Origin of the sequence: Metabacillus sp. KUDC1714 (assembly GCF_014217835.1) — a bacterium.
Taxonomy (GTDB): Bacteria; Bacillota; Bacilli; order Bacillales; family Bacillaceae; genus Metabacillus; species Metabacillus rhizosphaerae.
The window spans coordinates 200,068-212,433 of sequence record NZ_CP055263.1 but is presented as its reverse complement, the minus strand read 5'-3'; the positions used below and the strand labels follow the sequence as shown (position 1 = coordinate 212,433).

The 12,366-nt window shown below is 35.5% G+C and carries 14 protein-coding genes; 10 read left to right on the top strand and 4 right to left on the bottom strand.

Annotation, left to right across the window (positions count from 1 at the left end):
* Positions 1-133: 133 nt before the first annotated feature.
* The 5 genes from rpoD to HUW50_RS01065 all read left to right on the top strand — a co-directional run bounded on the left by rpoD (position 134) and on the right by HUW50_RS01065 (position 4,848).
* Entirely contained in the window at positions 134-1,249 is a 1,116-nt protein-coding gene (rpoD, locus tag HUW50_RS01085) for an RNA polymerase sigma factor RpoD (RefSeq protein WP_066334743.1), read from the top strand.
* A gap of 187 nt (positions 1,250-1,436) precedes the next feature.
* On the top strand, positions 1,437-1,988 hold the full coding sequence (locus HUW50_RS01080) for a hypothetical protein (protein WP_066334746.1): 552 nt from the start codon (positions 1,437-1,439) through the stop codon (positions 1,986-1,988).
* Positions 1,989-2,311: 323 nt separating this feature from the next.
* Positions 2,312-2,674 carry a cytochrome c550 gene (gene cccA, locus HUW50_RS01075; protein ID WP_066334747.1) on the top strand — a complete coding sequence of 121 codons (363 nt, stop codon included), beginning with the start codon at positions 2,312-2,314 and terminating at the stop codon, positions 2,672-2,674.
* Positions 2,675-3,013: 339 nt separating this feature from the next.
* Complete coding sequence (locus tag HUW50_RS01070; protein ID WP_185653634.1) at positions 3,014-3,730, top strand: tRNA (adenine(22)-N(1))-methyltransferase; 717 nt, start codon at positions 3,014-3,016, stop codon at positions 3,728-3,730.
* Entirely contained in the window at positions 3,727-4,848 is a 1,122-nt protein-coding gene (locus tag HUW50_RS01065) for a Nif3-like dinuclear metal center hexameric protein (RefSeq protein WP_185653633.1), read from the top strand. The genes HUW50_RS01070 and HUW50_RS01065 overlap by 4 nt, the downstream gene beginning before the upstream one ends.
* Before the next feature lie 58 nt (positions 4,849-4,906).
* Here HUW50_RS01065 and HUW50_RS01060 read toward each other — a convergent pair whose 3' ends face one another.
* Together HUW50_RS01060 and HUW50_RS01055 are read right to left on the bottom strand one after the other, a co-directional pair.
* Positions 4,907-5,851 carry a 4-hydroxy-3-methylbut-2-enyl diphosphate reductase gene (locus tag HUW50_RS01060; protein WP_185653632.1) on the bottom strand — a complete coding sequence of 315 codons (945 nt, stop codon included), beginning with the start codon at positions 5,849-5,851 and terminating at the stop codon, positions 4,907-4,909.
* Between the two features lie 157 nt (positions 5,852-6,008).
* On the bottom strand, positions 6,009-6,650 hold the full coding sequence (locus HUW50_RS01055; protein WP_185653631.1) for a YqfQ family protein: 642 nt from the start codon (positions 6,648-6,650) through the stop codon (positions 6,009-6,011).
* A 219-nt stretch (positions 6,651-6,869) separates the two neighbouring features.
* Between HUW50_RS01055 and HUW50_RS01050 the strand changes: the two genes are divergently transcribed.
* Both HUW50_RS01050 and HUW50_RS01045 read left to right on the top strand, forming a co-directional pair.
* Positions 6,870-8,186 (top strand): DEAD/DEAH box helicase, encoded by a 1,317-nt coding sequence (locus tag HUW50_RS01050; RefSeq protein WP_066334761.1) that lies wholly within the window; start codon positions 6,870-6,872, stop codon positions 8,184-8,186.
* An 11-nt stretch (positions 8,187-8,197) separates the two neighbouring features.
* A complete protein-coding gene (locus HUW50_RS01045; protein ID WP_185653630.1) occupies positions 8,198-9,091 on the top strand; it encodes a deoxyribonuclease IV in 894 nt (297 codons plus the stop codon).
* Positions 9,092-9,218: 127 nt separating this feature from the next.
* Here HUW50_RS01045 and HUW50_RS01040 read toward each other — a convergent pair whose 3' ends face one another.
* Positions 9,219-9,473: a DUF2624 domain-containing protein gene (locus tag HUW50_RS01040; RefSeq protein WP_066334767.1), complete on the bottom strand. Its 255-nt coding sequence runs from the start codon at positions 9,471-9,473 to the stop codon at positions 9,219-9,221.
* A 179-nt stretch (positions 9,474-9,652) separates the two neighbouring features.
* Between HUW50_RS01040 and HUW50_RS01035 the strand changes: the two genes are divergently transcribed.
* From HUW50_RS01035 to HUW50_RS01025, 3 genes are read left to right on the top strand one after another with little or no spacing between them, the layout of a single operon-like run.
* Positions 9,653-10,414: a metal ABC transporter ATP-binding protein gene (locus tag HUW50_RS01035; RefSeq protein WP_066334777.1), complete on the top strand. Its 762-nt coding sequence runs from the start codon at positions 9,653-9,655 to the stop codon at positions 10,412-10,414.
* Between the two features lie 15 nt (positions 10,415-10,429).
* The gene (locus HUW50_RS01030) at positions 10,430-11,272 is read left to right on the top strand and encodes a metal ABC transporter permease (RefSeq protein WP_066334783.1); all 843 of its coding nucleotides are present in this window, start codon (positions 10,430-10,432) and stop codon (positions 11,270-11,272) included.
* Positions 11,269-11,679, top strand: a complete 411-nt coding sequence (locus tag HUW50_RS01025) for a zinc uptake transcriptional repressor Zur (RefSeq protein ID WP_066334786.1) — start codon at positions 11,269-11,271, stop codon at positions 11,677-11,679. Before HUW50_RS01030 ends, HUW50_RS01025 begins: the two co-directional genes overlap by 4 nt.
* A gap of 111 nt (positions 11,680-11,790) precedes the next feature.
* Here the strand turns inward: HUW50_RS01025 and HUW50_RS01020 are convergent, their stop codons facing one another.
* Positions 11,791-12,363: a hypothetical protein gene (locus tag HUW50_RS01020; protein WP_066334788.1), complete on the bottom strand. Its 573-nt coding sequence runs from the start codon at positions 12,361-12,363 to the stop codon at positions 11,791-11,793.
* Positions 12,364-12,366 lie beyond the last annotated feature (3 nt).

Genomic DNA, 12,366 nt, shown 5'->3' with positions numbered 1-12,366 from the left:
TTAAAAGGTAAGTGAGTTATAAATGATGTGTCATGCATTTTAATCATGCACATTCCTATATTATAGGTAATACCGCTAAACAGTAATCGATGGCTTATCTTAACATGTGATAAGTTTGGAAGGAGGGGATCCTATGGCTGATAAACAAACCCATGAGACGGAAGTAACCTTTGAACAGGTGAAAGATCAGTTAACTGAAATTGGGAAAAAACGTGGAGTTTTGACATATGAAGAAATTGCAGAACGTATGTCCAACTTTGAAATTGAATCAGACCAAATGGATGAGTATTATGAATTTCTTGGTGAACAAGGTGTCGAACTAATTGGTGAGGCTGGTGAGACTGAAGGCGATCCAAATGTTCAAGATCTTGCAAAAGAAGAAGAGTTCGATCTAAATGATTTAAGTGTTCCTCCTGGTGTAAAAATAAACGACCCAGTAAGAATGTACTTGAAGGAAATCGGGCGAGTTGATCTTTTATCTGCAAATGAAGAAATTGATCTCGCTAAACGTATTGAAGAAGGTGACGAGGAAGCTAAACGTAGACTTGCTGAAGCTAACCTTCGACTTGTTGTAAGTATTGCCAAACGTTATGTAGGTCGTGGAATGTTGTTCCTTGATTTAATACAGGAAGGTAATATGGGCCTAATGAAAGCTGTTGAAAAGTTTGATTACCGTAAAGGGTACAAATTCAGTACGTATGCAACTTGGTGGATTCGCCAAGCGATTACTCGTGCGATTGCAGACCAGGCTCGGACCATCCGTATCCCAGTTCATATGGTTGAAACAATTAACAAATTAATAAGAGTACAACGTCAATTACTTCAGGATTTAGGTAGAGAACCAACTCCAGAGGAGATTGGGGAAGATATGGAATTAACCCCAGATAAGGTAAGAGAAATCTTAAAGATTGCTCAGGAGCCTGTATCACTGGAAACACCTATTGGTGAAGAAGATGATTCTCATCTTGGCGATTTTATTGAAGATCAAGACGCAACTTCACCTTCTGAGCACGCTGCATATGAGTTATTAAAAGAGCAGTTAGAAGATGTCTTGGATACTTTAACAGATCGTGAAGAAAATGTGTTACGTCTTCGCTTTGGACTTGACGATGGCAGAACAAGAACACTTGAAGAGGTTGGTAAAGTCTTTGGTGTTACTCGAGAGCGTATCCGTCAAATTGAAGCAAAAGCTCTTCGTAAATTACGTCATCCAAGTCGTAGTAAGCGTCTTAAAGACTTTCTAGAATAGATGAGGCGGACAACATTGTCCGTCTTTTTAAATGATTAGAAAGTTTAAGTCTAAGTTTTGGTGTCAAGCTCCAACTTTCTTTTAGTTAAGAGGTACAAGATAAGCCATGTGCTTAAAAAGACTATAGATGCTGACCAGCGGGCTTGCGTTATTCTTATGGCAGAGTAGACGTAAAAGGATGACCTGAATGAATAATAATAAAAAGAACATCATTATTAATGAAATTTCCTATTGGAAAAATAATAAGCTTCTGCCTGAAACATATTGTGACTTTTTGTTAGCGCTTTATACTGAAGGTAATCAAATGGATATAGATATCACATCACAAAAGGAACAAAAGAGAAAAGTAATAACTATCTATCAAGTTTTTTTGTACGGCTTGCTACTATTGTTGCTTCCAGCAATGCTCCTTGTCATTTATTTTACTGAATTGTCTTTCGTTTTGCAAATGACCATTGTAGGTTTTTTTCTAGTATTTTCAATGAATGTTACCGCTTACTTTATAAGAAAAAGAGTATTTTTTCAAGTGCCTTTAAGTATAACTTTTATTCAATTATTAATTGTCTCACTATCCATAATAGAGAAAATAACAAATGGTGATCGCTTGTGGATTGGTGGAACAGTTGTAGTTAATTGCTTACTTTGGATTTTGATCGGGAGAATATATCGTGTGATATATCTTATAATTAGTGGAATATTAGGTTTGGCTATTTTTATATTGACTACCATGGTCTTCTAATATTAAAATAATTAATTGTCAATGGCTTTCTTGAAAGAAACAATTCTCTTTTCTATTTTTTGTCTAAAGTGTGAAAAACATGGGGATGTTATAAGATAGGTCTTTTACTTATTGTAAAATTACAGTAAAATAGAGGTTGTTTACAAAAAAATGTACTTATGAAATTTATCCCGCAGTAACGGGCAGTAAGAACCTAAAAAATCGTAAACGTAAATTATTAATGTGTTAACTGCCTGTAAAAGCTAGATAATTCAACTAACCATTAGAAGGAATTGCAGCCTTACTAGTGGAGATTTACTTATTTACATAAGGGAGGTTACATGATGAATCGCAATCCACTTATACCATTTTTATTAATCGCTGTTCTAGGAATCGGCCTTATGTTCCTTTTATCATTTAAAGGTATTGGCGATCATGAAGAATTAGCAAAAGGTGACGAAGAGCCAAAAACTGAGGATGTTGCAAACGCTACACCTGAAGAACTTTATACACAAAAGGGCTGTATTGGTTGTCATGGTGATAACTATCAAGGTGTTTCAGGACCTAGCCTTGTAGGTGTTGGAGAGAAATTATCTGTTGATGAAATCAAAACAACCCTAAAAGAGGGTAGAGGTGGCATGCCAGCTAATTTAGTTCCTGCCGAAAAACTGGATGAAATGGCTGAATGGGTTTCTCAAATCAAATAATACTATAAGAAAGTCCTTTGCATATGTGAAGGACTTTTTTTATACTTTTACTAAAAGGCTCTTTTCTAAGAGATTGTTGCTTTTAAAACGAAAACTGTTTATGGATGATTGGAGCGGAAGTGCGAGACTCCTGCGGGAGTAGCGGGACAGGTGAGACCCACTGGCGTTTACGCCGAGGAGGATCACCGCTCGCCCCGCGGAAAGCGAGCATCTGGAGCGGAAATCAACCACACCCCACTACTTGGTAGATAGCAACAAAGTTTGCAAAAACAGCTTACTAAAAAGTATTTATATGGAAAATGATAAAGAAATAACAATAAACGAAATAGTGGTGACAATATGAATGAAATGAAGCTATCAAAGAGGCTTGCGACAGTTGCTGGTTATATCCCAAAAGATGCAGTTTTTGCTGACATTGGTTCTGATCACGCCTATCTGCCCTGCTACTCTATTTTGCAGGGAATTGCGAAAGCTGCAATTGCCGGGGAAATTACCGACGGACCTTTTATATCCGCAAAGAAACAAGTAAAGAAATGTGAACTGTCAGACGTTATTTCTGTCAGGCAAGGGGACGGTTTATCCGTTATTGAAGAAGGAGACTCAATCGATTGTATAACTATTGCAGGAATGGGTGGAGGTCTAATTAAACGTATTTTGGAAGAAGGAAGTACAAAATTATCTGGAGTTAAAAGACTCGTTTTACAACCCAATATCCACGCGATTTACATAAGACAATGGATGATGGAAAATGGATGGCAATTAATTGATGAAGATATCATAGAAGAAGACAATAAAATATATGAAATCCTTGTAGCTGAAAAAGGAAATTCAAAGCTCCCATATCAAACATATTCCATTGAAGCAAACCTATTACTAGGGCCAATACTAGCTAAAAAGAAATCAGTTGTTTTTCAAAACAAGTGGACACAGGAATGCAATCATTGGCGAACGATTGTTAAACAGCTTGAACAAGCGGGACATACTTATGAAAATAATGAAAAGTTCAAAGAGCTATCAAACCAAATTCGGCTTGTTGAGGAGGTATTACAAGCGTGAAGAAGAATCCAAACGGCTTTGAGGTCATTCAATTATTTGAACAGTTTTCACCTAAATCCTATGCAGTAGAAGGGGACAAGATAGGTCTACAAATAGGGAGTTTAAATAAACAAATTCATCAAGTTATGATAACTTTAGATGTTACAGAAGCGGTCATCGATGAGGCAATTGAAAAGAAGGTCGATTTAATTATTGCCCACCATCCACCAATTTTTCGCCCAATTAAAAAGCTTACAACAGATTCTACATCAGGGCGAATTTTTGAAAAATGCATTAAGCATGATATTGCTGTCTATGCTGCCCATACAAACCTAGATATTGCAAATGGCGGTGTAAATGACTTGCTTGCAGCAGCGTTAGAGCTTACAAATCTAGATGTTTTAGTACCTACATACGAAGATAAATTAAAAAAATTAGTCGTGTTCGTCCCATCTAGTCATGAAAAGGCTGTTAGAGAAGCCTTAGGTGCTGCTGGAGCAGGCCATATCGGAAATTATAGTCATTGCTCATTTTCTACGAGCGGGGAAGGAAGCTTCTTACCACTTGAAGAAGCTGATCCGTTTATTGGTAAAACGGGACAGTTTGAATTAGTAAAGGAAACTAGGATTGAAACGATTTTTCCTGAGTCACTCCAAAAAAAAATTATCAATGCTATGATTAAAGCTCATCCATATGAAGAAATAGCATATGATATTTATCGATTAGAGCAACAAGGTGCATCTTTAGGTTTAGGGAGAATAGGAAAACTAAAGGATGAGCTAACTCTTCAAGAGTTTGCTGAGCATGTAAAAAAATCGCTTAATGTTGAGCGGGTTAGAATGGTAGGAGATCCAAGCTCAAAGGTGAAAAAGGTTGCTGTATTAGGTGGAGATGGGAACAAATATATTCAGCAAGCTAAATATAAAGGTGCTGACGTATATGTAACAGGTGATTTGTATTTCCATGTAGCACATGATGCATTAATGCTAGACTTAAATGTGATTGATCCAGGACACCATGTTGAGAAGGTTATGATTAAAGGTGTATCAGCCATATTGGGTGATATGTGTAAAGAAAGAAACTTTGATGTGAGTGTATTTGGTTCAACAGTTGATACAAATCCCTTTACGTTTGTTTAAATCTAAAAAAAGCCCGTTACCTACAATGAGTATGTAGTAATGGGCTTTTTTGTTATATTTAGCCTTTAATTTTAACCTTGGGTAGAATCTTTGCTAATGGAACTTTTTGGTTTAGATCCCATGTTGACTCATCCTCTGGGTTATATTGCTCAAGAAACTGAATGACTTTTTTTGTAATAGGTGTAGGAGTGGAAGCACCTGCTGTAACAGCTACTTTTTTTACATTTTTTAACCATTCAAGCTTAAGTTCACTTAAATCTGAAACACGGTATGCAGTTGTTCCAGCAATCTGTTCTGATACTTGAGCTAAACGATTTGAGTTATTGCTTTTAGGATCTCCAACAACAATTGTTAAATCTGCTTCTTTTGCTTGTTCAGCAACGGCTTCTTGACGAACCTGTGTTGCTAAGCAGATTTCACGATGTACTTCAACATGTGGAAATTTTTCTTTTACCATTTCCATAATGTCTGCAACATCCCATTGACTCATTGTTGTTTGATTTGTAACGATTATTTTTTCATTTTCAATCTTTAATCGGTTAACATCTTCAATTGATTCGACAAGGTGAACAATATCGGGAGCTACACCAACTGCTCCTTCAGGTTCTGGATGACCCTTTTTCCCTATATAGATGATATGAAAACCTTGAGCTTCTTTTTCCCGAATAAGATCATGTGTCTTAGTTACATCCGGACATGTAGCATCAAGAGTGACAAGCCCCTTTTCTTTTGCAATTCTTCTTACCTCAGGTGATACTCCGTGAGCGGTAAAAACAATCGTCCCATGATCAACCTGTTCAAGAATTTCTAATCGATTATTTCCATCGAGTGTTATGATGCCATCCTCTTCAAATGCATCTGTTACATGTTTATTATGAACAATCATTCCTAAAATGTAGATTGGTCTTGGTAAGGATTTATCTAGAGCAGCGTTTTTAGCAATAACCATTGCATCTACAACGCCATAACAATATCCACGTGGAGCGATTTTTATAACGTCCATTTCATTGCCTCCTTAAGAGATAAAAAGGGTACAGACCTAAAAAGTCATTCTAATCTTTGTCCCTTTCTTCTATTGAAAAAAAGCCGCAAAACGGCTCTTTACTCTCATAATCTCTTAATATTATATCGAACATAAGGGAAGATTACAAAGAGGAAAATTAGATATACATTTTTGGACTTGAGCCTCTAGGTGTTGATGGACGTTTTTTATTTTCTTTAGTTGTCACTGATTCTGTTTCTTTCTTAGTAGAAGTAGTCTCATTTGTAGATGTCTTTCTTTTTGGTTTTTGTTTGCTAGTTGTTGGTGTTTCTTCAGAGGTAAACTCTGTATTTGTTTCAGGAGTCTCATCAGTAGTAGTGACTTCTTCATCACTTTCACTATCACTATTTTTTAATTCACGGTAGATTTTGATCATTGCTGGTAAGTTTTTCACTAAGGGACCATATTGCTGAACCATTGGGGTTACTTGCTGTGCCATTCCTAAGACCTTTTGAACATTTCCAAGCATACTAGAAATATTAGCGGGGTTTGTTATTCCTTGAAGCGCTCCAGTAGCTCTTGAAGCACCTGTTGCCCCTTGGATAAACCCTTGTGAATTAATAGCAGTTGCACCTTGACTCCCAGGCATAATCTTAGATAATAATCCTTTTAATCCTCCGCCTCTTGCAGGCATTTGTGGACCTATTTGTCCACTACCCATAAAAGGACCTTGTAAAGGCTGACGTCCCATTGGCATCTGACCTTGCCCGGGGAAAAAACCTCTAGAATTCATAGGAGGCATTGGTCTTTGTGGAAACATATAAATCCTCCTTTCATAATAAGTTGCCCTATCCTTAGACTATGCAAATGATTAGAAAATGGTTTCCTTATTATTAAAGAAGTATTATATCAATGATGAAGTTCACTTTCTGACAAACATTGAGTTATTTCGTGGATATTGGTATAATGTAATGATGGACTGATAAAGAGTACACCATTATAGGTGTGATAAAGCTTTGTCTAAAAGGAGATGACACGGATGGAGAAAACAAAATTTGAGCGTTTTTCATTAAAACCGTTTATTATAGAAGCATTATCGAATGAGTTGAAATTTTTTGAACCAACTGAAATTCAAGAGAGGCTTATACCTTCAATATTAAAAGGTGAAAGTGCAATCGGTCAATCCCAAACGGGTACAGGAAAAACACATGCTTATTTATTACCATTACTAAACAAGATTGATCCGGATCGTAAAGAAGTACAGGTTGTTATTACAGCACCTACTAGAGAACTAGCGACACAAATCTATAACGAAGTTGTAAAGGTTATTGCTTTTTCAAAGGAAGAAATCTTAGCGAAATGTTATATTGGCGGAACTGACAAACAACGAACGATAGACAAGCTGAAGACCCAGCCACAAATTGTTGTTGGAACACCAGGTAGAATTAACGATTTAGTGAAGGAACAAGCATTAATCGTCAATAAAGTCCGAACATTTGTCGTTGATGAAGCAGATTTAATGCTTGACATGGGATTCATTAAAGAGGTTGATATGGTTGCTAGTCAAATGCCAGACAACTTACAAATTCTTGTCTTTTCTGCAACGATCCCAGAAAAGCTAAAACCATTTCTAAAAAAATATTTAGAAAATCCAAAGTTTACACATGTAGCACCTAAACAGGTTACTGCAGCGAAAATTGAGCATGTTCTAGTACCGACAAGACACCGAGACAAAATAAAATTGGTACATGATATGCTTGTTAAATTTAATCCATTTTTGGCGATCGTTTTTACAAACACAAAAAAGAATGCAGATGAAGTTGCAAATGCTCTTCTTGAGAAAGGCTTAAAGGTTGGCCGTATTCATGGTGATCTATCGCCTCGTGATCGTAAAAAAATGATGAAACAAATCAATGATTTAGACTTCCAATATGTTGTTGCAACTGATTTAGCAGCAAGAGGAATTGACATCAAAGGTGTTAGTCATGTCATTAATTATGAGATTCCAACAACAGAGTTAGACTTTTATATTCATCGTGTTGGTAGAACAGCACGTGCTGGAAGTTCAGGGATTGCTGTTACACTCTTTGATTCATCTGATGAGGATGCATTAAACAAATTAGAGAAATTAGGTATTGAATTTGTTAATAGAGATTTTGTCGGTGGAGAATGGAAGGATTTAGATGATCGCCAACGTCGACAAAAGCGAAAAAGAGTCGCAGATGAAGCGGATGCTTTAGCAAAAAGTATCGTTCAAAAACCTAAAAAGGTTAAACCAGGATATAAAAAGAAGATGACTCGTGAAATGGACCAAATTAAAAAGAGAAAAAGAAGATTAGATAAGAAAAGCAGATAGGGGGAGAACGCATGCTTAAAATTGGATCACATGTCTCGATGAGTGGTAAAAAAATGCTTTTAGCTGCAAGTGAAGAAGCTGTTTCATACGGAGCAAATACATTTATGATCTACACAGGTGCACCTCAGAACACTAGACGTAAGAAAATAGAAGACTTGAATATTGAAGCTGGACAAGCCCATATGAAGGAAAATGGAATTGATGAAATCGTTGTTCATGCACCCTATATTATTAATATAGGCAATTCAACAAATCCAGCTACATTTAAGTTAGGTGTTGATTTCCTCCGTTCAGAAATAGAGAGAACCCATGCTTTAGGAGCTAAACAAATTGTTCTTCATCCAGGGGCACATGTAGGAGCAGGTCCAGAGGTTGGCATTAATAAAATTATTGAAGGCTTAAATGAGGTACTAGAACAAAATCAGGAAGTTCAAATCGCATTAGAAACAATGGCGGGAAAAGGTTCTGAATGTGGACGTTCTTTTGATGAATTGGCAAAGATTATTGATGGTGTAACACATAACCAGCATTTATCTATCTGTTTTGATACATGTCACACACATGATGCTGGTTACGATATCGTAAATAACTTTGATGGAGTACTTGAGGAGTTTGATTCAATCATTGGTTTAGATCGTTTAAAGGTTTTGCACATCAATGATAGTAAGAATCCAATGGGTGCAAGCAAAGACCGTCATGAAAATATTGGCTTCGGGCATATCGGTTTTGAAGCGTTAAATAAGGTCATTCATCACCCATCTTTAACAACTATCCCCAAAATACTTGAAACTCCATTTGTAGGTGAGGATAAAAAATACAAAAAACCTCCTTATAAGTTTGAAATTAATATGTTCAAGGAACAATCATTTGATGAAGGTCTATTAGATAAGATCTTGAATCAATAAGATAATAAAAACATTTTGACATATACTTTTCATAGTGTTGAAAACATGTGAAAGTTTTAATTGAGAAAAGACAGATCAAAAAAAAATGATCCTGTCTTTTCTTCATTTATTCCATTCTAAGTACTTATTAATTAGTGAATTTTTGAAAAATTTGATTAACCTGTTGTGCAGTTTGTGGAGAGGTGATACTTGAAATTTTCTGTAATAATTGTTTTCTCTCGTTTTGATTGAAAATATTAATATTTTGGCCATGCATGGCTTTTACAACCTCAACCGCTTGAGCTCGACCTATTGTAACATTAAATTGTTTCGCATACTGCATTAATTCCTCTACCGATATGTTGTTAAGTTTTTGGTTAATAATTTTTTGAAATAAGATCATTTTCAAACCTCCTCTAAAAACAATGTATGGGGGTTTATATAAAATGTGCGATTTTTACGGTTGAATTTTTATCCTTTACATAGAAGATTTATTTCTGTATAATTTACATGTTATAAACAATCGTGGATATTTACTAGATGTAAATCGGAACGATTCTTAATTTGAAAAGGATGACGTCAATGAAGCAACCTATTATTGAAATAAATGATGTGAATTTCACATATGATCGGCAAAAAGTGTTAGAAGATATAAATATTACAATTGAACAAGGAAGTTTTGTTGGGCTTGTAGGTCCAAATGGATCAGGTAAAACAACATTATTAAAATGCTTATTAGGGTTATTAAAACCACAGCAGGGAGAAATAAAGTTGTTTGGGCAAACGATACAGAAATTCAAGGATTGGCATAAAGTTGGGTTTGTTTCTCAAAAAGCAAATAGCTTTAATACTGGTTTTCCTGCATCAGTTTTTGAAGTTGTTTCCAGCGGTTTAACATCCAAATTAGGTTTATTCAAATTTATGAGTCCAAAAGACCGCAAGCATGTCGATGAGGCAATTGAAGCAGTAGGATTAGGCAAGTTTGCAAAAAGAAACATTGGAGAGCTTTCTGGGGGCCAACAGCAACGTGCATTTATTGCTCGTGCAATTGTAAGTAATCCTAGGTTATTGATATTAGATGAGCCAACAGTAGGTGTCGATGCCCAAACTGTTCAAAATTTTTATGAAATGCTAACGCATTTGAATAGAGATTTGGGGATTACGTTAATTTTAGTTACGCATGATGTTGGAACAATTACAGATAAGGTAACACATGTAGCTTGTATTAATAAACATCTACATTTTCATGGTAACTCTAGAGAATTTGAATTATTAAAGGATGATGAGATGTCAGATTTTTATGGACACTCATTACATGTGTTGACACATGACCACTCCCATTAATGGAGGATATAAAAAATGGTAAGCAGTCTCTTCGAATATGAATTTTTACAAAATGCATTTTTATCAGGTATGTTAATTGGATTAATCGCACCGCTGTTAGGCGTGTTTGTTGTTGTAAGACGAATGTCTCTTATTGCTGATGCATTGAGTCATGTGACATTAGCAGGAATTGCAGCAAGCTTATTGCTTGAGAAAAAGGTTGCTGTATTTGCTGGTTTAAATCCTATTTATTTAGGTATGGCCTTTTCTGTAACGGGATCTCTTTTCATTGAAAAGCTTCGTACAGTTTATAAGCATTATCAAGAACTTGCGATACCAATCATTTTATCTAGTGGTGTAGGTATTAGTGTTATATTTATTTCTCTAGCAGATGGTTTTAATACAGATCTTTTTAGCTATTTATTCGGTAGTATTAGCGCAGTTAGCCGTACAGATTTATATGTAATAATAGGGATAACAGTCTTTGTTATTGGTACCGTCTTTCTTCTTTATAAGGAACTATTCTTGTTATCATTTGATGAAGAACATGCAACAGCATCTGGTATCCATGCAAAGTGGATTCACTTCATTTTTATTTTAATTGTCGCGTTGGTTATTGCTGGTTCAATGAGGATTGTTGGAATTTTACTTGTTTCCTCGTTAATGACATTGCCAGTTGCAGCGAGTATACGAATTGCAAAAGGCTTTAAACAAACCATTTTCTTTTCTGTACTATTCGGTGAACTTTCTGTTATTATTGGATTAATCCTAGCTTATTATTTAGATTTAGCACCAGGTGGAACTATCGTTATTTTATCTGTTATTATTCTTATTTTAGCTATTTTATGGACTAAATTTACAAAGGGGAAAGTTTCATGAATGTTCAAGAAGCTCTCGACTTATTAAAAGAAAAAGGCTACAAATACACAAGTAAAAGAGAAGAAATGCTCCAGCTTTTTGCTGATTACGATAAATACTTAACTGCAAAAGATGTATTAGAGTCATTAAAGAATGATTATCCAGGTTTAAGCTTCGATACGATTTATAGAAATTTATCGTTATTTGCTGATTTGGGAATTTTTGAAATGACAGAACTATCTGGAGAAAAGCATTTCAGATTTACATGTGATACAAAGCATCATCATCATCATTTCATATGTTTACAATGTGGAAAAACAAAAGAAATACCTGGGTGTCCAATGGGGAACCTAGAAGAAAACCTAGCCGGATATGATATTAGTGGACATAAGTTTGAAATATATGGGACATGCCCACAATGCAATTAAAGTAAGGCTCTGACAATTTGGTGTCAGAGCCTTATTTGTCGTTTAAGGAAATTATAATATTCTTGAACTGTTGGATAAGCGCATGACATCCAGCTCCAGCGCTTTTGTTCCTTATAAAACTTTCACTTCATACCATTGATTCACCCAGTCTTTAGCCTCTAGCCAATGGTCCACACGGATAACTCCGCTTGGTACGGGATCCTGGTTATAAGGAGTATTAAAAAGAATTACTGGGATCTGATGCTCTTCACTAATCATACAAGCATTATCGTGCTTGTCCTCAAAAAAGATTGAAATATCATTGTTTTTAACAGCTTCAAGCTTGTCGTGACTACCAATTAATTCAATATGATGATAATAAAGCTCGTTTTCATTGAACCAATTGTATGTAATATCAAGTAAATGTTTTCTTCTTGCACTAATAAATAAAAGCTGGTGTTGCTCCTTCCAATTATCCAAAACGGCTTTAGCATGTAAGGCAAGAGGTGCTTCTTTATAAATAATTGGTTCGAACTCATCCATCCATTTCCAAAATTCTACCTCGGTTATATTTAATACCTTTGTTAAATCATATTGCTTTAAATCATTATATGTTAGGGTTTTATTAAATGATTTATTTAAATAAGGTACAAACGTCTTAGGGTCTGTAACTGTACCATCAATATCAATTCCTAGTCGTAACATAAT

Bases quoted from the DNA above. Each gene is read 5' to 3' on its own strand.
- HUW50_RS01050 (WP_066334761.1), top strand. From the start codon at position 6,870: ATGGAGAAAACAAAATTTGAGCGTTTTTCATTAAAACCGTTTATTATA.
- HUW50_RS01035 (WP_066334777.1), top strand. From the start codon at position 9,653: ATGAAGCAACCTATTATTGAAATAAATGATGTGAATTTCACATATGAT.
- HUW50_RS01060 (WP_185653632.1), bottom strand. From the start codon at position 5,851: ATGGACGTTATAAAAATCGCTCCACGTGGATATTGTTATGGCGTTGTA.
- HUW50_RS01070 (WP_185653634.1), top strand. From the start codon at position 3,014: ATGAATGAAATGAAGCTATCAAAGAGGCTTGCGACAGTTGCTGGTTAT.
- HUW50_RS01055 (WP_185653631.1), bottom strand. From the start codon at position 6,650: ATGTTTCCACAAAGACCAATGCCTCCTATGAATTCTAGAGGTTTTTTC.
- HUW50_RS01030 (WP_066334783.1), top strand. From the start codon at position 10,430: ATGGTAAGCAGTCTCTTCGAATATGAATTTTTACAAAATGCATTTTTA.
- cccA (WP_066334747.1), top strand. From the start codon at position 2,312: ATGAATCGCAATCCACTTATACCATTTTTATTAATCGCTGTTCTAGGA.
- HUW50_RS01040 (WP_066334767.1), bottom strand. From the start codon at position 9,473: ATGATCTTATTTCAAAAAATTATTAACCAAAAACTTAACAACATATCG.
- HUW50_RS01025 (WP_066334786.1), top strand. From the start codon at position 11,269: ATGAATGTTCAAGAAGCTCTCGACTTATTAAAAGAAAAAGGCTACAAA.
- HUW50_RS01020 (WP_066334788.1), bottom strand. From the start codon at position 12,363: ATGTTACGACTAGGAATTGATATTGATGGTACAGTTACAGACCCTAAG.
- HUW50_RS01080 (WP_066334746.1), top strand. From the start codon at position 1,437: ATGAATAATAATAAAAAGAACATCATTATTAATGAAATTTCCTATTGG.
- HUW50_RS01045 (WP_185653630.1), top strand. From the start codon at position 8,198: ATGCTTAAAATTGGATCACATGTCTCGATGAGTGGTAAAAAAATGCTT.
- rpoD (WP_066334743.1), top strand. From the start codon at position 134: ATGGCTGATAAACAAACCCATGAGACGGAAGTAACCTTTGAACAGGTG.